General features: G+C 63.0%; 16 protein-coding genes and 1 pseudogene. 14 read left to right on the top strand and 3 right to left on the bottom strand.

Translation table 11 applies throughout. The annotated features are described in order from the left end of the window. The 6 genes and pseudogenes from moaB to J3P85_RS14795 all read left to right on the top strand — a co-directional run. Positions 1 to 555 carry a molybdenum cofactor biosynthesis protein B gene (moaB, locus tag J3P85_RS14820; protein ID WP_434702148.1) on the top strand — a complete coding sequence of 185 codons (555 nt, stop codon included), beginning with the start codon at positions 1 to 3 and terminating at the stop codon, positions 553 to 555. After that, a complete protein-coding gene (locus tag J3P85_RS14815; RefSeq protein WP_434702147.1) occupies positions 552 to 1,787 on the top strand; it encodes a molybdopterin molybdotransferase MoeA in 1,236 nt (411 codons plus the stop codon). Before moaB ends, J3P85_RS14815 begins: the two co-directional genes overlap by 4 nt. Positions 1,788 to 1,868: 81 nt before the next feature. After that, positions 1,869 to 2,864 (top strand): ubiquinone anaerobic biosynthesis protein UbiU, encoded by a 996-nt coding sequence (gene ubiU / locus J3P85_RS14810; RefSeq protein ID WP_053119545.1) that lies wholly within the window; start codon positions 1,869 to 1,871, stop codon positions 2,862 to 2,864. A gap of 11 nt (positions 2,865 to 2,875) precedes the next feature. Continuing rightward, positions 2,876 to 3,766 (top strand): U32 family peptidase, encoded by an 891-nt coding sequence (locus J3P85_RS14805; RefSeq protein WP_434702145.1) that lies wholly within the window; start codon positions 2,876 to 2,878, stop codon positions 3,764 to 3,766. Then, positions 3,760 to 4,230, top strand: a complete 471-nt coding sequence (ubiT, locus tag J3P85_RS14800; protein WP_434702144.1) for a ubiquinone anaerobic biosynthesis accessory factor UbiT — start codon at positions 3,760 to 3,762, stop codon at positions 4,228 to 4,230. Before J3P85_RS14805 ends, ubiT begins: the two co-directional genes overlap by 7 nt. Next, a pseudogene (locus J3P85_RS14795) lies at positions 4,230 to 4,367 on the top strand (putative zinc-binding protein); the annotation flags it as partial. The gene ubiT and the pseudogene J3P85_RS14795, both read left to right, overlap by 1 nt. A gap of 396 nt (positions 4,368 to 4,763) precedes the next feature. Here the strand turns inward: J3P85_RS14795 and J3P85_RS14790 are convergent. The 3 genes from J3P85_RS14790 to J3P85_RS14780 all read right to left on the bottom strand — a co-directional run bounded on the left by J3P85_RS14790 (position 4,764) and on the right by J3P85_RS14780 (position 8,156). Next, on the bottom strand, positions 4,764 to 5,441 hold the full coding sequence (locus J3P85_RS14790; RefSeq protein ID WP_186705779.1) for a Crp/Fnr family transcriptional regulator: 678 nt from the start codon (positions 5,439 to 5,441) through the stop codon (positions 4,764 to 4,766). A 271-nt stretch (positions 5,442 to 5,712) separates the two neighbouring features. Next, positions 5,713 to 6,360, bottom strand: coding sequence for a two-component system response regulator NarL (gene narL, locus J3P85_RS14785; RefSeq protein ID WP_434702143.1), 648 nt, complete (start codon positions 6,358 to 6,360; stop codon positions 5,713 to 5,715). Further along, complete coding sequence (locus J3P85_RS14780) at positions 6,357 to 8,156, bottom strand: HAMP domain-containing protein (protein WP_434702142.1); 1,800 nt, start codon at positions 8,154 to 8,156, stop codon at positions 6,357 to 6,359. The genes narL and J3P85_RS14780 overlap by 4 nt, the downstream gene beginning before the upstream one ends. A gap of 308 nt (positions 8,157 to 8,464) precedes the next feature. Here J3P85_RS14780 and J3P85_RS14775 point away from each other — a divergent pair, with 308 nt between their 5' ends. The 8 genes from J3P85_RS14775 to moaA all read left to right on the top strand — a co-directional run bounded on the left by J3P85_RS14775 (position 8,465) and on the right by moaA (position 19,933). Then, complete coding sequence (locus J3P85_RS14775) at positions 8,465 to 9,766, top strand: MFS transporter (protein ID WP_434706376.1); 1,302 nt, start codon at positions 8,465 to 8,467, stop codon at positions 9,764 to 9,766. After that, positions 9,744 to 11,141, top strand: a complete 1,398-nt coding sequence (locus J3P85_RS14770; protein ID WP_411384530.1) for a NarK family nitrate/nitrite MFS transporter — start codon at positions 9,744 to 9,746, stop codon at positions 11,139 to 11,141. The genes J3P85_RS14775 and J3P85_RS14770 overlap by 23 nt, the downstream gene beginning before the upstream one ends. Positions 11,142 to 11,206: 65 nt before the next feature. Then, positions 11,207 to 14,980, top strand: a complete 3,774-nt coding sequence (locus tag J3P85_RS14765) for a nitrate reductase subunit alpha (protein ID WP_434702141.1) — start codon at positions 11,207 to 11,209, stop codon at positions 14,978 to 14,980. A gap of 1 nt (position 14,981) precedes the next feature. Then, the gene (gene narH / locus J3P85_RS14760; protein ID WP_434702140.1) at positions 14,982 to 16,520 is read left to right on the top strand and encodes a nitrate reductase subunit beta; all 1,539 of its coding nucleotides are present in this window, start codon (positions 14,982 to 14,984) and stop codon (positions 16,518 to 16,520) included. 2 nt (positions 16,521 to 16,522) lie between these two features. Beyond that, positions 16,523 to 17,278, top strand: coding sequence for a nitrate reductase molybdenum cofactor assembly chaperone (gene narJ, locus J3P85_RS14755; protein ID WP_434702139.1), 756 nt, complete (start codon positions 16,523 to 16,525; stop codon positions 17,276 to 17,278). Continuing rightward, positions 17,271 to 17,951 carry a respiratory nitrate reductase subunit gamma gene (narI, locus tag J3P85_RS14750; protein WP_434702137.1) on the top strand — a complete coding sequence of 227 codons (681 nt, stop codon included), beginning with the start codon at positions 17,271 to 17,273 and terminating at the stop codon, positions 17,949 to 17,951. The genes narJ and narI overlap by 8 nt, the downstream gene beginning before the upstream one ends. Positions 17,952 to 17,961: 10 nt before the next feature. Continuing rightward, entirely contained in the window at positions 17,962 to 18,915 is a 954-nt protein-coding gene (locus tag J3P85_RS14745; RefSeq protein ID WP_434702136.1) for a peptidylprolyl isomerase, read from the top strand. Between the two features lie 25 nt (positions 18,916 to 18,940). Continuing rightward, positions 18,941 to 19,933 carry a GTP 3',8-cyclase MoaA gene (moaA, locus tag J3P85_RS14740; RefSeq protein WP_434702135.1) on the top strand — a complete coding sequence of 331 codons (993 nt, stop codon included), beginning with the start codon at positions 18,941 to 18,943 and terminating at the stop codon, positions 19,931 to 19,933. Positions 19,934 to 19,971 lie beyond the last annotated feature (38 nt).

Below are 19,971 nucleotides of genomic sequence, written 5' to 3'. Positions count from 1 at the left end.
ATGGTCCATCTGACGCAACGCCACTTTCAACCGCTGAACATCGCGGTCCTCACCATCAGCGACACCCGCACCTTTGACACTGACACCTCGGGCCAGACCCTGGCGGACCTGCTGCAAACCGCTGGGCACGCGCTCATTGACCGGGGGCTGGTGAAGGACGATATCTACCAGATCCGCGCCCAGGTCTCCCAATGGATCGCCGACCCCAAGGTCCAGGTGGTGTTGATGACCGGCGGCACCGGTTTCACCCCGCGGGACAACACGCCCCAGGCGGTGGCACCGTTGCTGGACAAACAGGTGGACGGTTTTGGCGAGCTGTTCCGCCAGGTGTCGCTGGCGGAAATCGGCATGTCCACCCTGCAGTCGCGCGCCTTGGCGGGCATGAGCAACGGTGTGTTGGTGTGTTGCTTGCCAGGTTCGCCGGGAGCTTGTCGGACCGGTTGGGAGCAGATCCTCGCCGGGCAATTGGACAGCCGCACCGGCCCGTGCAATTTCACTCCGCACCTCAAGCCCCAGGGCGGCATCGCTCCGACGGCGTGCGAGACGCGCTCGTGAGCGGCCGGGTGTGCGACAGCGGCGTGCTGATGCCGGTGGATGAAGCGATCCGGCATCTGCTCGACCAGGCGCCGCCGCCACCGCCCGTGCAACGGGTCGCCCTAGACCAGGCCCTGGCGCGTGTGCTGGCTGCTGACATTATCTGCCCGATGAACCTGCCGGCCTGGGACAACAGCGCGATGGACGGCTATGCCCTGCGAGCCGCCGACCTGCCGGTGGAGGGCGGCCACCTGCTGTTGGCCGGGCGCATCGCCGCCGGTGACCAGCCGGGTGAAGCGTTGCAGGCCGGGCAGGCCGTGCGGATTTTTACCGGCGCGCCGCTGCCACCGGGCGCCGACACGGTGGTGCCACAGGAAAGCTGTCGCGTCGATGGCGAGCGAGTCTGGTTGCCGTCGGTCAATGGCGGCGACCATGTTCGCAAGGAAGGCGAGGAACTGCGTCGAGGCGACCGGCTGCTTGAAGCCGGCACGCGCTTGCGCGCCCAGGAGTTGGGGTTGCTCGCCGGTGCCGGCGTCGGCCAGGTGGACGTTTTTCGCCCCCTGCAAGTGGGCTTGCTCAGCAGCGGCGATGAGCTGCGCGAACCGGGCGAGCCACTGGCGCCAGGACAGATCTACAACAGCAATCGCCACAGCCTCGCCGCCCTGTTGCGCGGTTGGGGGGTCGAGGTGCACGACTTCGGGGTCATGCCCGACCAGTTATTGGCCAGTCGACAGGCTTTGCGCCTGGCCGCTGCCGAATGCGATGTACTGATCACCTCGGGTGGTGTCTCGGTGGGCGAGGAGGATCACCTCAAGCACGCTATCGAAACCTTGGGCAGCATTGACCTCTGGCGCCTGGCGATCCAGCCGGGCAAGCCCCTGGCCTTTGGCGATGTGGAAGGCAAGCCTTGGATCGGGCTGCCGGGCAACCCGTCGGCGGCGTTGATTACCGCGCTGATCGTCGTGCGGCCGTTCCTGTTCCGGGCCCAGGGCATGGACGATGTCCTACCGGTGCCCTTGCAGGTACCGGCCGGGTTCGACTGGCTCAAGCGCAACCGGCGCCGGCAATACCTGCGAGCCCGATTGGTTGCAGGCACCGACGGCCAGTTGTGTGTCGAACTGCATCCCCAGCAAAGTTCAGCGATGCTGACCGCCGCCTGTTGGGCCGATGGCTTGGCTGTGGTCGAGCGTGAGGCGCTGGTGCACAAGCACGACCGGGTGCTGTATCTGCCGTTCGCGAGCCTGATGCATTGACGGCAATTGATTGCCGTCAAGGTCGCCGCCGGCTGGCTGGCTAGACTGGCGGCGCCCTTAGTTTTCTCACGAGGTTGCCCCATGCAACTGGTTTGCCCGGCAGGGAATCTGCCTGCCCTCAAAGCGGCGGTGCGCCAAGGCGCCGATGCCGTCTATGTCGGCTTTCGCGATGACACCAATGCCCGGCATTTCGCCGGGCTGAACATGGACGACAAACAGTTCGACGCGGCCGTCGCACATATCCGCCAGCACCAACGCAAACTCTACGTGGCGGTCAATACCTACCCGCAACCCAAGGGCTGGGAGCGCTGGCAACGGGCCGTGGATCGTGCCGCCGATTTCGGCGTGGATGCCCTGATCGCCGCCGATCCCGGCGTGCTCAGCTACGCCAGCCAGCGCCATCCTCGGTTGGCGCTGCACCTTTCCGTACAAGGCTCGGCCACACACGCAGCCGCCCTGGCTTTTTACGCCCAGCGCTATGACATCCGCCGCGCGGTACTGCCGCGGGTGCTGTCCCTGGCCCAGGTGCGGCAGGTGGCGGCGGGCAGCCCAGTGCCGATTGAAGTCTTCGGTTTCGGCAGCCTGTGCATCATGGCCGAGGGCCGTTGTCATTTGTCTTCCTACATCACCGGCGAATCGCCGAACCTGTGCGGCGTCTGTTCGCCCGCCAAGGCCGTACGCTGGAGCGAAGACGCCCAAGGCTTGAGCGCGCGCTTGAGCGAAGTGCTGATCGACCGCTACACCCCTGAAGAACCGGCCGGTTATCCGACCCTGTGCAAAGGCCGCTTCCTGGTCGGCGGCAAGCGTTTCCACGCCTTGGAAGAACCCACCAGCCTCGACACCCTCGACCTGCTGCCGGAACTGACGGCCATCGGCGTCGAAGCGGTGAAGATCGAAGGCCGCCAACGCAGCCCGGCCTACGTCGAGCAAGTGACCCGGGTCTGGCGCGCCGCACTGGATGCCCACCAGGCCGCGCCGCAACGGTTCCGCGTGCGGGAAGAATGGCGCCAGGTGTTGGCCGGTTTGTCCGAAGGCAGCCAGACCACCCTGGGTGCCTACCATCGATCATGGCAATGAGGGGAGGCCAGATGAAACTCAGCCTGGGACCGGTCCTGTTTTACTGGGACAAAGCGCAACTGGGGAATTTCTATGCCGAGATGTCGGCATTGCCGCTGGACGTGATTTACCTGGGGGAAACCGTGTGTTCGAAACGCCGGGCGTTCTCCCTGGATCAGTGGCTGGGGTTGGCGCGCGAGCTGCAGGCGTGCAGCCAGGCACAGATTGTGTTGTCGAGCCTGACGCTGATCGAAGCGGCCTCGGAGCTTTCTTCGCTGCGACGCCTGTGTGACAACGGCCAATTGTTGGTGGAAGCCAACGACATGGGCGCGGTGCAGTTCATGGCCGAACGCAAGCTGCCTTTCGTTGGCGGCCCGGCGCTGAACTTGTACAACGGCCACGCCCTGGGGCAATTGCTCGACAGCGGCATGATCCGCTGGGTGCCGCCCGTGGAGTGCTCGGCGGCGCTGATCGGCGACGTGCTGGAGCAAGTGCGGGACATGGACCGCGAAGTGCCCGAAGTGGAGATTTTTTCCTATGGGAATCTGCCCTTGGCGTACTCGGCGCGCTGCTTTACCGCCCGGGCCGAGAACCGGCCCAAGGACGACTGCCAGTTCTGCTGCATCAACTACCCCGACGGCCTGGCGTTGAGCAGCCAGGAAGGCCAACAGTTGTTCACCCTCAACGGTATCCAGACGATGTCCGGCGAGGTCACGAACCTGCTGGCCGATTACACCGCGCTGCAGGCTTGTGGTGCCGACGTCCTGCGCCTGAGCCCGCGGGCCCAAGGCATGGCCGAAGTGGTCACCGCTTTCGACAAGGTTCGCCAGGGCGAAGCACCGCCGTTGTTCGTGGAAGGATGCAATGGTTACTGGCATGGTCATGCCGGCATGTTGAAGGTAGAGGAGGCGGGCCTGTGCTGAGTCCGAAGAAGTGGGGGCTCAAAGGTGCCGATCGCTTGCTGCCGTTGGTGGGCAAGGTGCCGTTCGTGGTGCAGCGACTGGCGTTGCAGCAGGCACTCAATCGCTGCCTGGCCGAGCCGTTGCGCGAAGGTGGTTTCGAGGTACTGCGTGGTCGCTGGTTGTGCCTGCGGGTTCCTGACCTGAAGTTGTGCTGGTACCTGACCCTGGCCCGGGATGGATTGCGCATCGCCGAACGGGCCGAGGCCCAGGTCACCATCAGCGGCAACTGGCGCGAGTTCCTGTTGCTGGCCAGCCGTCAGGAGGATCCGGACACGTTGTTCTTTCGTCGTCGGTTGGTGATCGAGGGGGACACCGAGTTGGGGCTGGCGTTGAAGAACTTGATCGACAGTCTTGATCCGGAGGTGTTGCCGCCGTGGCTTTGGCGCAATCTGGAAAGGGCGGGGAAGGGGTTGGCGGCGGTCTGATGAAAGCTTCGAACGCGCTTCCCTTGGTGTATTCGTGTTCCGGTTGCTCCAATGTGGCGCAACTGGCCAATACCGTTGCGCTGCGGCTGGATCGGGCGGGGCTGGCTGAGATGTCCTGCATTGTCGGGGTGGGCGGGGTGTTCGCGAAGAGGCCGGCACATCCAACATCTTCATTGACTGAACCACCGCTATCGCGAGCAAGCTCGCTCCCACATTCGGTCTTCAGTGGCCCCAGAATTTATATCCAACACAGAGCCCCTGTGGGAGCGAGCTTGCTCGCGAAGAGGCCGGCACATCCAACCTCTTCACTGACTGAACCACCGCTATCGCGAGCAAGCTTTGCTCCCACATTCGGTCTTCAGTGGCCCAAGAATTCATATCCAACACAGAACCCCTGTGGGAGCGAGCTTGCTCGCGAAGGGGCCGGCACATCCAACATCTTCATTGACTGAGCCGCCGCTATCGCGAGCAAGCTTTACTCCCACAGATGTTGATGGGTGTACGACCGGGAGAAACGGATATACACACCAAGCTTACTGCTGATAAGCCTCCAAATCACCTTCGGACAAGATACGAATCTGCCGCCGCTCCATAGCAATCAAGCCCCCATCCACCAACCGATGAAGAATCCGCGAAAACGTCTCCGGCTGGATCCCCAGCTTGGAAGCCACCAGCCGCTTCGACACCTGCAACACCACCTGGCCATCCCTTGGATCCCGCTCCTGCAACAGGAAATTGATCACCCGCCGACTGGCACTGGCCAAGGTCAAGTTATCGATATCCTTGAGCCGCTGGTGCAAATGAATACTCATGCTCGCCAGAATCGCCAGGCAGACCTTGGGCTGGTCCTCCAGGGCCTTGCGATAATGCGTGCCCTCGATACTCACCAGCACACTGTCCTTGATCGCCGACGCGCTGACCGGGTAGCAACGGGCCTGGCTGAACAGCAGGGCCTCGGCGAAGGTCTGCCCGGGCTGGATGATTTCCACCAGGTTTTCCTGGCCCTCGCCGGTGACCCGGAACAGCTTGATCTGGCCACTGACCAGCAAGAAAAATCGCTTGGCCGGATCGCCCTGGTGCATGAGTGTGCTGTTGCAGGCCAGGCGCTTGAGCACGGCCAGGTTGCAGACATCCTCGAATACCCGCTCCGGCAATTGGCTGAACAGGTGATGACGACGCAACAGTAAAACGATGGAAGGGTGGGTCAGCATGGCGTACCTCCGCGTGCCGTCATGGTAGAGCCCAACTCGCAGTCGGCCTATGCCTCGGCAGGCCTACCTCGGAAGAGGGATGGGATCTGATTGCTGGCGCAAATCCCGTGGCGAGGGAGCTTGCTCCCGCTGGGCTGCGTAGCAGCCCCAAAAAGGCTGAATGCGATCGACCTGATCCACCTCAGCGGCTGAACCAGGGGCTGCTGCGCAGCCCAGCGGGAGCAAGCTCCCTCGCCACGGGCTGTGTGTTAATTCATGGGTTCCAGGGGGCTCAGCCCGCCCCGCGCAAATGCTCCATTGCCCACACCGCCGCTTCCACCCGCGAACGCAAGCCGAGCTTGTGCAGCAGGTTCTTCACATGGACCTTGACCGTGCCTTCGGTGATACCCAGCTTGTGGCCGATGACCTTGTTGCTGTAGCCGCCGGCGATGGTCTTGAGGACCTGGCGTTCGCGTTCGGTCAGTTCCACATCGGCCTGGCGCGGTGGCGAGCGCAGGGCCTGGGCCATGACGCGGGTCAGGCCGGGGCTGATCACCAGGGCGCCGTTGAGGGCGTCGCGGATGTACTGGATCAGTAACTCCGGTTCCATGTCCTTGAGCAGGTAGCCGTTGGCGTCCAGGCGCAGGGCATCGCGGATGTCATCCTCGGCATCGGACACGGTGAACAGCAGCACCTTGCCGGTGTAGTGCATGGCGCGCAGGCGGCGCAGGGTCTCGATGCCGTTCATCTGCGGCATGTTGTTGTCCAGTAGCACCAGGTCGGGCTGGAGCGGTTCGATCAGGGTCAGGGCTTCTTCGCCGTGGCTGGCTTCGCCGACGATGTGCAAATCGTCTTCGAGCTCAAGCATCTGGCGGATCCCGCGACGCATCATCGGGTGATCGTCGACCAGGAGCAGGGTGTGGCGCAGGGGGGCGTTCATGTCGCGAGGCCTTCGGTGGGGTGGCCCAGGAATTCCGGTTGGAAATGCACCTGGATACGGGTGCCCTGGGGTGTGCGTGAATGAATCTGCAGTTGGCCGTGCAGGCTGCGGGCCCGTTCGTTCATGATGTTCAGGCCATGGTGCTCGCGCTGGTCGACCTCGCCACTGAAACCACGGCCATCGTCTTCGATCGACAACCGCACGGTCTCGCCTTCCTGGCGCAGTTCGAGCCAGGCGTTTTCGGCATGGGCATGGCGCAGGCAGTTGGACAGGGCCTCGCGGGTGATCTGCAGGATGTGGATCTGTTCGCTGGCCGACAGCTCGAAGGCCAGGGTGTCGATGAACAGGTGCACCTGGAAATCCCCGCGGTTGGAAAATTCCTCGGCGGTGTCCTTGAGTTCCTGGACCAGGCCGTCATCACGGATCTGCAGGCGGAAGGTGGTGAGCAGCTCGCGCAATTGCCGATAAGCGTTGTTCAGCCCCTCGCGCAGCTCGCCGGTGACAGTCTCCAGGGTCTGCACCGGTTCGCCGCGACGCATCAGGGTCTGCATGCGGCTGACTTGCAGCTTCATGTACGACAAGGCCTGGGCCAGTGAGTCGTGCAGCTCCCGGGCGATGATCGTGCGCTCGTCGAGCAGCAGCAGGCGATGGTCCTGTTCGCGCTGGCGCTTGAGGGACAGCGAGGTGCCGATCAGGTTGGCCAGGGCCTGGATCAACGCGGTTTCCCAGGGTTGCGCCGCGTGACCATCGACGAAATGCGCCTTGAGCTCACCCAGTTCGGTGCCCTGGTTGCTGATGCTGAAGGCCTGTGGGCGCGCGGCGTTGTGTTTGTGGCAACTGGCGCAATCGCTGCTGGCGCAAACCTGGCGGCTGGCGGCGCCGTGCAAGGCCAGCAGGTGCTTGGCCGGGGCCTGCAATTGCCCTTGCAGGCACAACGTCAGGCGCAACCCCGGCAGGCGCTGCTGGAAGCGCCGGATCAACTCATCCAGGCCTTCGGCATTGGCCTGGCGCGTCGCCAGGCTGCGACTGCTCTGGTAGAGCAATTCGAGGGCGGCATTGGCCTGTTGCAGGTTCAGGGTCTTTTGTTGCACCTGGGCTTCCAGGGTGCGGTGGGACTGCTCGATGGTCTCGGCCATGGTGTTGAAACTGGTCGCCAACTGGCCCAGTTCGTCCTCGGACTGATGGTTGACCCGTACGTGGAATTCGCCACGACGAAAGCGCTGGGTGGCGTCCACCAGTTCCTGCAAGGGCGTGACCACGCCGTACTGCAATTCATACAGGCCGATCAGCAGGATGATCATGGTGCTGAACAGTGCGATGCCCTGGATCGCCTGCTGCCAGCCTTGTTTGTGTTCGCTCTGGCGTTGCAGCAGGGTGACGAACTGGTCCAATTGCTCAACGAAAGAGCTGGCGCTGCTTTGGAAAAACGCTGAATCGCCACGTTCGATGGCCGGACGCAACGTCTGGTTCCAACGCTGCATGAGGTCGCGATAGCTCTTGTGCAGGGAAGTTTCCGGCCCGTCTTCCAGCACGGCGCGCAGGGCCGGGCTGTCGAGGCGTTGTTGCAGGCTGGCGATGATCGCCGGGATGTCGTCGTTGGCCCCCGCCGCCAGTTTCCAGCTCAGGTGGTAGGTTTCCATGCGCACGGAACCGGCGGTGTTGATGGCGGCAGCGTCGCCCTGGCTGAACCAGGCGATCAAGCCGGCGCTCAAGGAACTGGCCAGGGCCAGGATGGCGATCAGGATCACCGCCAGCCCGGCGCGAGCGGGCAGGGAACTGCGCAGCCAACGCATCATTGACGCGGGCCTGCGGGGCAAAACGTTGAAGCGAGCATAGCGGGCGCCCTGGACCTGGGGGTGTAGCAGCCGATCCTGGGCGCACTACCTCTAAAGAGTTGTCGGCCGTTCCGTTTCCATAAAAGCCTCGGCCAACGTCATCAAGATATTGATAAACAAAGGGTTTCATCGATATCCAGGACTACCTCCTTGGAGGTAGACGGGCCAAGCATAGGCCTGTACCGCTCCGGGGCACGTTGACCCAGGTCAAGTTTTCGCAGGGTTCGTATCACTAGGCTGCGCTCATCGAACTGACGGAGTGCCTCGTGATGCGAGCACAAGTGCAACAAGGGCTGGTACTAGGGATGAGTACCCTGGCCTTCACCGTGTGCTTCATGGTCTGGATGATGTTTGCCGTGCTCGGCGTTCCGATCAAGGAATTGCTGGCCCTCAACGAAACCCAATTTGGCCTGTTGGCCGCCACGCCGGTACTCACCGGTTCTCTGGTACGTTTGCCCCTGGGGCTTCTGACCGACCGCTTTGGCGGACGGATCGTGTTCTTCCTGCTGATGCTCGCCTGCGTGTTGCCGCTGTACCTGATCACCCTCGCCACGGCCTATTGGCAGTTCCTGGTGCTGGGCCTGTTCGTCGGCCTGGCCGGCGGCTCGTTCTCGGTGGGCATCGCCTACGTCGCCAAATGGTTCGATAAGCAGAACCAGGGTTTTGCCATGGGCGTGTTCGGCGCCGGCAATGCCGGTGCGGCGGTGACCAAGTTTCTCGCCCCGGCGCTGATCGCCTTCGGCACCTGGCACCTGGTGCCGAAGGTGTTCAGCGCGATCCTGTTCATCACCGCGCTGCTGTTCTGGTTTCTCACCGCCGAGAAGAAAGAACATCGCAGTGCCGGCGGCGCCACGCTGCGTGAGCAACTCAAGTCACTGAAAGATCCTGCGGTGTGGCGCTACTGCCAGTACTACTCGATCGTGTTCGGCGGCTACGTGGCCCTGGCGTTGTGGATGACCAAGTACTACGTGCAGGAATACGGCTTCAGCCTGCAAAGCGCGGCGCTGCTGGCGGCGTGTTTCTCCCTGCCCGGTGGCGTGCTGCGGGCCGTCGGCGGCTGGATGTCCGACCGTTGGGGCGCCCAGAGCGTGACCTGGTGGGTGCTGTGGGTGAGCTGGATCTGCCTGTTCCTGCTGTCCTATCCGCAAACTCAGCTGCAAGTGCAAACCGTCAACGGCATCGTCGATTTCCACATCGGCCTCAACGCCACGCTGTTCACCGTGCTGCTGTTCGTGATGGGCATCGCCTTCGCGTTCGGCAAGGCCTCGGTCTTCAAATACATCGCCAACGACTACCCGCAGAACATGGGCGCGGTGTCCGGCATCGTCGGCCTGGCCGGCGGTCTGGGTGGTTTCGTGCTGCCGATCATGTTTGGCGCCCTGGTGGACCTCACCGGCGTGCGCTCGTCCTGCTTCATGTTGCTGTACGGCGTGGTCTGGGTCTCGTTGATCTGGATGTACCTGAGCGAGGTGCGCAAGCGCCCGCTGATGGGTAAACAACCGCCGGCCAGCCAATCCCCGTTTTCCAGCATTGCCCAAGGAGAAGAACATGTCCGTTCTGCAAACGCCTGAAAAGGGCCCGGTCATTCATGACTGGCGCCCGGAAGACCCGGCCTTCTGGGGCCGCAGCGGCAAACAGACCGCCCGGCGCAACCTGTGGATCTCCATCCCGGCGCTGCTGTTGGCCTTCGCCGTGTGGATGGTCTGGAGCACGGTGATCGTGCGCCTGAACGCCATCGGCTTCAGCTTCAGCACCGACCAGCTGTTCTGGCTGGCGGCGCTGCCGGGGCTGTCTGGCGCGACCTTGCGCATCTTCTACTCGTTCATGGTGCCGATCTTCGGTGGCCGCCGCTGGACCGCGCTGAGCACCGCGTCGTTGCTGATACCGGCCTTGTGGATGGGCTTCGCCGTGCAGGATTCGGCCACGCCTTATAGCGTGTTCGTGCTGATCGCATTGCTCTGCGGTTTCGGTGGCGGCAACTTCGCCTCGAGCATGTCCAACATCAGCTTCTTCTACCCGAAATCCCAACAGGGCACCGCCCTGGGCCTGAACGCCGGGCTGGGTAACCTGGGTGTGTCGGTGATGCAGTTCAGCGTGCCGCTGGTGATTTCCTTCGGTGTGTTCGGCTTCATGGGCGGCCAACCCCAAGTGCTGGCCGATGGCAGCTCGCTGTGGTTGCAGAACGCCGGTTTCATCTGGGTGCCGTTCATCCTCGCTGTGACCCTGATTGCCTGGTTCGGCATGAACGACCTGTCCAGCGCCCGGGCTTCGTTCAGCGAACAGGCGGTGATCTTCAAGCGCAAGCACAACTGGCTGATGTGCTGGCTCTACCTGGCGACCTTCGGCTCCTTCATCGGTTTCTCCGCCGCGTTTCCGCTGTTGATCAAGACCTCGTTCCCGGAAGTCATCGCCCTGAAATTCGCCTTCCTCGGCCCGCTGGTAGGTGCCTTGGTGCGGCCGCTGGGCGGCTGGCTGGCGGACAAGCTCGGCGGTGCGAAAGTCACCCTGTGGAACTTCGTGTTGATGATCGTGATGGTGTTCGGCGTCTTGCACTTTCTGCCTGAGGGCGGCGAGGGCGGCAGCTTCTACGGCTTCCTCGGCATGTTCATGTTGCTGTTCATCACCACCGGCGTGGGCAACGGTTCGACCTTCCGCATGATCCCGGTGATCTTCCGCACCCTGCATGAGAAAGCCGCCCTGGGCAAAAAGCCCGAGCAGCGCGAGCAGGCCCTGAAGAATGCCGGCAAGGAATCGGCCGCGGTGCTGGGCTTCAGCTCGGCGATGGGCGCCTTCGGAGCCTTCTTCATCCCCAAATCCTTCGGCACTTCGATGGCCCTGACGGGCGGCCCGGAGATGGCCTTCTACATGTTCGTCGGCTTCTACCTGAGCTGCATCGTGGTGACCTGGTGGTGGTACGCCCGCAAAGGCGCGGCGACTCCCTGCTAAGACGAATTCAACTATTGCGTGGGCGGGGCGCAGACCCCGCGGAGCAAGCCTGAGAGGAAGACATTGTGAGTCATTTACTGGATCAACTGCGGTTCTTCAACCGCAAGCAAGGCGAGTTTTCAGACGGCCACGGCGAGACCCGCAAGGAGTCCCGCGACTGGGAAAACGTCTACCGTTCCCGCTGGCAGTACGACAAGATCGTGCGTTCCACCCATGGAGTGAACTGCACCGGTTCGTGCTCGTGGAAAATCTACGTCAAGAACGGCCTGATCACCTGGGAAACCCAGCAGACCGACTACCCGCGCACCCGCAACGACCTGCCCAACCACGAACCACGCGGTTGCCCTCGTGGCGCGAGCTACAGCTGGTACATCTACAGCGCCAACCGGCTCAAGTACCCAAAGATCCGCAAGCCATTGCTCAAGCTGTGGCGCGAAGCCCGGCAGACCTTGCCGCCCGTGGAAGCGTGGGCCAGCATCGTCGAGAACAAGGCCAAGGCCGACTCGTACAAAAGCAAGCGCGGCATGGGCGGCTTCATTCGTTCCAACTGGGAAGAAGTCAACGAGATCATTGCCGCGGCCAACGTCTACACCGTCAAGGAACACGGCCCGGACCGGGTGGTGGGCTTCTCGCCGATCCCGGCCATGTCGATGGTCAGCTACGCCGCCGGCTCGCGCTACCTGTCGCTGATCGGTGGCGTGTGCCTGAGCTTCTACGACTGGTACTGCGACTTGCCACCGGCCTCGCCGATGGTCTGGGGCGAGCAGACCGACGTGCCGGAATCGGCCGACTGGTACAACTCCAACTACATCATCGCCTGGGGCTCCAACGTCCCGCAGACCCGTACCCCCGACGCGCACTTCTTCACCGAGGTGCGCTACAAGGGCACCAAGACCGTGGCGATCACCCCGGACTATTCGGAAGTCGCCAAGCTCACCGACCTGTGGCTCAACCCCAAGCAGGGCACCGACGCCGCGCTGGCCCAGGCCTTTAACCATGTGATCTTCAAAGAATTCCACCTGGACAAGCCGAGCGCCTATTTCACCGAATACGCCAAGCGCTACACCGACCTGCCGGTACTGGTGATGCTCAAGCCGATGCTCGGCGCAGCGCCGGGCGCCGGTTACCAGCCGGACCGTTTCCTGCGGGCCAGCGACCTGACCGACAACCTCGGCCAGGACAACAATCCGGAATGGAAGACCATCGCCCTGGATGCCGCCGGCGAACTGGTGTCGCCACAAGGCTCCATCGGTTATCGCTGGGGTGAGAAGGGCAAGTGGAACATCCTGCCCCGTGAAGGCGGTGAGGGACGTGAGATCGACCTCAAGCTGAGCTTGATCGGCGGCGATGTCGCCGAGGTGGCGTTCCCGTACTTCGCCGGCGAAGCCCAGGAGTACTTCCAGCACGTGGCCGGCGACGCGGTGCAGTTCCGGCGGGTGCCGGTGCACAGCGTGGTGCTGGCCGATGGCGGCGTGGCGAAAGTCGCCACTGTATTCGACCTGTCGGCCGCCAACCTGGCGATCGACCGTGGCCTGGGCGGCGCCAACGTTGCCAAGGACTATGACGACGCCTCGGTGCCCGGCACCCCGGCCTGGCAGGAGCAGATCACCGGTGTGAGCCGCGAGAAGGCGATCCAGATCGCCCGCGAGTTCGCCGACAACGCCGACAAGACCCGTGGACGCTCGATGATCATCGTCGGTGCGGCGATGAACCACTGGTACCACATGGACATGAACTACCGCGGGCTGATCAACATGCTCATGCTCTGCGGTTGCGTCGGCCAGACCGGCGGCGGCTGGGCCCACTACGTCGGCCAGGAAAAACTCCGTCCGCAATGCGGCTGGCTGCCCCTGGCCTTTGGCCTGGACTGGAACCGTCCGCCACGGCAGATGAACGGCACCAGCTTCTTCTATGGCCACAGTTCGCAATGGCGCCACGAGAAGATGAGCATGCACGATGTGCTCTCGCCCTTGGCGGACAAGTCGCAGTTCCCCGAGCACGCCCTGGACTATAACATCCGCGCCGAACGCGCCGGTTGGTTGCCCAGCGCGCCACAGCTCAACACCAACCCGCTGCACATCTGCCGCGATGCCGCCGCCGCTGGCCTTGATCCGAAGGACTACGTGGTCAAGTCGCTGCAGGACGGTTCACTGCGTTTTGCCTGCGAGCAACCGGACAGCCCGGTGAACTTCCCGCGCAACATGTTCATCTGGCGTTCCAATCTGCTCGGGTCTTCGGGCAAGGGCCACGAGTACATGCTCAAGTACCTGCTCGGTACCAAGAACGGCGTGATGAACGAAGACATCGGTCATAGCACCGAGTGCAAGCCCACCGAAGCCGAATGGGTCGACGAGGGCGCCATTGGCAAGCTCGACCTGGTGACCACCCTGGACTTCCGCATGTCCTCGACCTGCGTGTATTCCGACATCGTCTTGCCGACCGCCACCTGGTACGAAAAAGACGACATGAACACCTCGGACATGCACCCGTTCATCCACCCACTGTCCGCAGCCATCGATCCCGCCTGGGAATCGCGTTCGGACTGGGAGATCTACAAGGGCATCGCCAAGGCATTTTCGGCCATGTCGGTCGGTCACCTCGGCGTCGAGAAAGACCTGGTCACCGTACCGTTGATGCACGACAGCGTCGGCGAACTGGCCCAGCCGTTTGGCGGCACCGACTGGAAGAGCGCCGGCGTGGCCCCGCAACCGGGCAAGAACGCGCCGAACCTGCAAGTGGTCGAGCGTGACTACCCGAACATCTACAAGCAGTTCACCTCCCTGGGCCCGATGCTGGAAAAACTCGGCAACGGCGGCAAGGGCATCAACTGGAACACCGACACCGAAGTGAAATTCCTCGGTGAGCTGAACCACAAGGAAGTCGACGCCGGCATCAGCCAAGGCCGGCCAAAAATCGACAGCGCCATCGACGCCGCCGAAGTGATCCTGTCCCTGGCCCCGGAAACCAACGGCCATGTCGCGGTGAAAGCCTGGGCGGCGCTGTCGGAATTCACCGGCATCGACCACAGCCACCTGGCCGTGTCCAAGGAGCACGAGGCGATTCGCTTCCGCGACATCCAGGCCCAGCCGCGCAAGATCATTTCCAGCCCGACCTGGTCCGGCCTGGAAGACGATCACGTGAGCTACAACGCCGGCTACACCAACGTCCATGAGTCGATCCCATGGCGCACCATCACCGGCCGCCAGCAGTTCTACCAGGATCACCCATGGATGCAGGCGTTCGGCGAGCAACTGATGAGTTATCGGCCGCCGGTCAACACCCGCACCATCGAAGGCGTGAAGGGCAAGCGCAGCAATGGCGAGACCGAGATCGTCCTGAACTGGATTACCCCGCACCAGAAATGGGGCATCCACAGCACCTACAGCGACAACCTGCTGATGCTCACCTTGAGCCGTGGCGGACCGATTGTCTGGCTCTCGGAGATCGACGCCAAGCGCGCCGGGATCGAGGACAACGACTGGATCGAATGCTTCAACGCCAACGGCGCGCTGACCGCCCGGGCGGTGGTCAGCCAGCGGGTCAAGGAAGGGATGGTGATGATGTATCACGCCCAGGAACGGATCGTGAACGTGCCGGGTTCGGAAACCACCAAGACCCGTGGCGGCCACCACAACTCGGTGACCCGCGTGGTGCTCAAGCCCACCCACATGATTGGCGGCTACGCCCAACAGGCCTACGGCTTCAACTATTACGGCACGGTCGGTTGCAACCGCGACGAATTCGTCGTGGTGCGCAAGATGGTCAAGGTCGATTGGCTCGACGGTTCCAGTGGCGATGATTTGCCGCGTCCACTGCCGACTGATATCGAGGAGAACTGAGATGAAGATTCGCTCACAAATCGGCATGGTCCTGAACCTGGACAAATGCATCGGCTGCCACACTTGCTCGATTACCTGCAAGAACGTCTGGACCAGCCGTGAAGGCATGGAATACGCCTGGTTCAACAACGTCGAATCGAAGCCGGGCATCGGCTATCCCAAGGAATGGGAGAACCAGGACAAGTGGAAGGGTGGCTGGGTGCGCAACGCCGACGGCTCGATCAACCCGCGCATTGGCGGCAAGTTCCGCGTGCTGGCGAACATCTTCGCCAACCCGGACCTGCCGAGCCTGGACGATTACTACGAGCCGTTCGACTTCGACTACCAGCACCTGCACACCGCACCGCTGGGCGAGCACCAACCCACCGCGCGCCCACGCTCGGTGGTGTCGGGCAAGCGCATGGAAAAGATCGAATGGGGCCCGAACTGGGAGGAAATCCTCGGCACCGAGTTCGCCAAGCGGCGCAAGGACAAGAACTTCGACAAGATCCAGGCGGACATCTACGGCGAGTACGAAAACACCTTCATGATGTACCTGCCGCGCCTGTGCGAGCACTGCCTGAACCCGGCGTGCGCGGCATCGTGCCCGAGCGGTGCGATCTACAAGCGCGAGGAGGACGGCATCGTCCTCATCGACCAGGAGAAGTGCCGCGGCTGGCGCATGTGCATCAGCGGCTGCCCGTACAAGAAGATCTACTTCAACTGGAAGAGCGGCAAGTCGGAAAAATGCATCTTCTGCTACCCGCGCATCGAAGCTGGGATGCCGACCGTTTGCGCCGAAACCTGCGTGGGTCGGATTCGCTACCTCGGTGTGCTGCTGTATGACGCCGACCGCATCAGCGAAGTGGCGAGCACCGCCAACGAGCAGGACCTGTACGAGAAGCAACTGGAGATCTTCCTCGACCCGAACGACCCGACGGTGATTCGCCAGGCCCTGGCCGATGGCGTGCCGCAGTCGGTGATCGATTCGGCCCAACGTTCGCCGGTCTACAAAATGGCCGTGGACTGGAAACTCGCACTGCCGCTGCACCCGGAATATCGCACCTTGCCGATGGTCTGGTACGTGCCGCCACTGTCGCCGATCCAGAACGCGGCCGCCGCCGGCACCGTGGGCATGAACGGGGTGATCCCGGACGTCGACAGCCTGCGGATCCCGCTGCGCTACCTGGCCAACATGCTCACCGCTGGCGACGAGAAACCGGTCAAGCATGCGCTGAAACGCTTGCTGGCGATGCGCGCCTACAAACGGGCCGAGCAGGTCGACGGCGTGCAGGACCTGCAAGTGCTGGCTGACGTCGGCCTGAGCGTGAACCAGGTGGAAGAGATGTACCGCTACCTGGCCATCGCCAACTACGAAGACCGTTTCGTGGTGCCGAGTGCCCACCGCGAAGATGCCATGAGCGATGCGTTCGCCGAGCGCTCCGGTTGTGGTTTCAGCTTTGGCAGCGGTTGCAGCGGCAGCTCCGACACCAACATGTTCGGTGGCAAGAAAGCCAACCGCCGCGACGTGATCAAGACCGTACAGTTGTGGGAGGAATGAGCATGCGCATTCTCAAGGTGATTTCGTTACTGCTCGATTACCCGACCGAGACCCTGGTGGCCGGTCGCGACGAGCTGGAGCAGGCCATCGTGCAGGCGCGGGAAATCAGTCCCGCCCAGCGTGCCGGGTTGTTCGAGTTGCTGGAACTGATCTGCGGCCAGGACCTGATGGACGGCCAGGAGCACTACGGTGCGCTGTTCGGCCGCGGTCGTTCACTGTCGCTGCTGCTGTTCGAACACGTCCATGGCGAGTCCCGCGACCGGGGCCAGGCCATGGTCGACATGATGGCCCAGTACGAAGAAGCCGGGTTCGCCATCGGTGTCAAGGAACTGCCGGACTACATCCCGCTGTACCTGGAGTTTCTCTCCACCCGCGAAGACTTGGAGGCCCGCGAGGGCCTGGCCGATGTGGCGCACCTGCTGGCCTTGCTCGCGGCGCGCCTGGAAGAGCGTGAAAGCGCCTACGCCAGTTGCTTCCGGGCCTTGTTGCAGATCGCCGGGACAGAACCCCAGGCGGCGGTGGCCGAGATGCTCGAACAAGTGAAGGCCGAGCATCGGGATGACTCCCTGGAAGCCCTGGACAAGGTCTGGGAGGAAGAGGCCGTGGATTTCATGAAGGCCGAGCAGCAGGACCGTTGCAGTTCGATGCCAAGCGCGCCGGGCAAGGCCCGGGACGAAAGTGCAGTGCCGCTGCACTGGGTGGATTTTCAGCATGAAGGGCGGGCCGCAGCGCCCGCCGGGGAGGTGGGCAATGTCTAAATGGGATCTGTTGTTGTTCGGGGTCTACCCCTATGTCGCTTTGGCGATTTGCCTGCTCGGCAGTTGGGCACGCTTTGATCTGTCCCAGTACACCTGGAAGGCCGGTTCGAGCCAGATGCTGAACAAGCGCGGCATGCGCGTGGCCAGCAACCTGTTCCACATCGGCGTGCTGTTCGTGTTGGCCGGGCACTTCGTCGGGCTGCTGACACCTTCGGCGGTGTATCACCACTTCCTGAGCACCGAGAACAAGCAGTTGCTGGCGATGGTTTCCGGCGGTTTCTTCGGTGTGCTCGGCCTGATCGGTTTGCTGATGCTGCTCAACCGTCGCCTGACCGACCCTCGGGTGCGCGCCACCTCCAATGTGTCGGACATCCTGGTGCTGGTGGTACTGCTGGTGCAGCTGGTGTTGGGTCTGATGACCATCGTTGCGTCCACCGCCCATATGGACGGCTCGGTGATGGTGATGCTGGCCGACTGGGCCCAGAACACCGTGCTGTTGCGCCCGGTTGACGCCGCGACCTCGATCGCGCCGGTGGGCGTGGTCTACAAGCTCCACGTGGTGCTGGGCCTGACCCTGTTCGTGTTGTTCCCGTTCACCCGTCTGGTCCACATCGTCAGTGCGCCGGTCTGGTACCTGGGGCGTCGTTATCAAATCGTTCGGCAGAAGTTCTGAGGAGAAGATCATGGCGAGTGGATGCGGATGTGGCGGTGGTAGCGGGGGCGGTGGTTGCGGTTCCTCGGCAAAAGTGCCGCCGGTGGTCGATGCGGAGCCCGTTGGGGCGGTGCAGTTCGAGCCGGCCCAGGCGGGGCCGGTGGCGGAGGATGAAGCGCCACAGCTGATCGCCAGCAGTGAGCAGGAATGGCCGATCATCAGCGTCAACGGGGTGTCGATCACCCCGCAGGCGATGGCCCAGGAGCTGCAATATCACCCGGCTGACAGTCGCGAGGAGGCGGTCTACCAGGCCGCTCGGGCGCTGGTGATTCGCGAATTGCTCCAGCAGCGCATCGCCGAGCTGGGCCTGGCGTTGCAGGTCGGTGCCGGTGAGAACGAAGAAGAAGCGGCGACGCGGCTGTTGCTGGAATGCGAGGTGCAGGTGCCGCAGTGCGACGAGGCCACCTGCCTGCGTTACTACGAAAGCAACCGCGCGCGCTTCCACAGTGCGCCATTGCTGGCGGTGCGGCACATCCTGCTCGAGTGTGCGCCGGACGATGCCGAGGCCCGCAGCCTGGCCCATGTCCAGGCCGAGCTGGTGCTGGAACAGCTGGACCAGTTCCCGGGCAGCTTCGCCGAGCTGGCATTGAAGTATTCGGCGTGTCCGTCCAAGGAGCAGGGCGGCTCGCTGGGGCAGATCAGCAAGGGCCAGACCGTGCCGGAACTGGAGCGCCAGTTGTTCACCCTGCCGGCGGGCCTGGCCAGCAAACCGCTGGAAAGCCGTTATGGCTGGCATGTGATCAGCATCGACCAGCGCATCGATGGCCAACCATTGCCGTATGAGGCGGTGGCGACGGCGATTCGTACCCAGTTGCAGCAGGGCGTTTGGCAAAAGGCGCTGGTGCAGTACCTGCAAACCCTGATCGGTGCGGCGGATATTCGCGGCATTCACCTTCAGGGCGCCGACTCGCCGCTGGTGCAGTGAGCACGGGCTCAATCGGGAGATCTTCATGAACGCGGTGTTGCAGGACGGGTTTGGGCGCCAGATCGATTATTTGCGGATGTCGGTGACCGATCGTTGTGATTTTCGCTGTGTGTATTGCATGGCGAAAAACATGACCTTCCTGCCGCGTCAGCAAGTGTTGACCCTGGAGGAATTGCAGCGCCTGGCGCGGCTGTTCGTCGGCCTGGGGGTGAAGAAAATCCGCCTGACCGGTGGCGAGCCGCTGATCCGTCCGGGCATTATCGGGCTGTGTCGCGACATCGCGGCATTGCCCGGCCTGCGGGAACTGGTGATGACCAGCAACGGCTCGCAGCTGGGACGATTGGCCCAGCCCCTGGTGGACGCAGGGGTCAAACGCATGAACATCAGCCTCGACAGCCTGGACGGCGAGCGCTTTCGGGCGATCACCCGTAACGGTGACCTGGACCGGGTGCTGGCCGGTATCGACGCGGCGAAGGTCGCCGGGTTCGAGCGGATCAAGCTCAACTGCGTGGTCATGAAAGGGCGCAACTTCGATGAAGTCCCGGCGTTGGTGCAGTACGCCATCGATCAACGCATCGACATCAGTTTCATCGAGGAAATGCCCTTGGGCGAGGTGGGCCGTTCCCGAGGCGAGTCGTTCTGTTCCAGCGATGAGGTGCGGGCCGAGATCGCCCGCCATCATCGTTTGCTCGACAGTGCCGAGAGCAGCGGTGGGCCGGCGCGCTATGTGCGCCTGGCGCATCATCCGCAGACCCGCGTCGGTTTCATTTCGCCCAACACCCATAACTTCTGCGCCAGTTGCAATCGCGTGCGCATGACCGTCGAAGGGCGCTTGCTGCTGTGCCTCGGGCAAGAGGATTCCTTGGACCTGCGGGGCTTGCTGCGGCGTTATCCGCTGGAGGATCAGCCGATCATTCAGTTGATCAAACAGGCACTCAAGGGCAAGCCCTTGCAGCATGACTTCAGCCCTGGCGGGGAAGTACAGATCGTGCGGTTCATGAATATGAGTGGTGGTTAGCAGAAGGGGGCTATGATGAATAGAAATCCCACAGGGGG

The sequence above is a fragment of the Pseudomonas sp. Z1-12 genome (assembly GCF_051132015.1).
GTDB lineage: Bacteria > Pseudomonadota > Gammaproteobacteria > Pseudomonadales > Pseudomonadaceae > Aquipseudomonas > Aquipseudomonas zanjanensis.
This window is presented reverse-complemented; position numbering and strand designations above follow the sequence as displayed.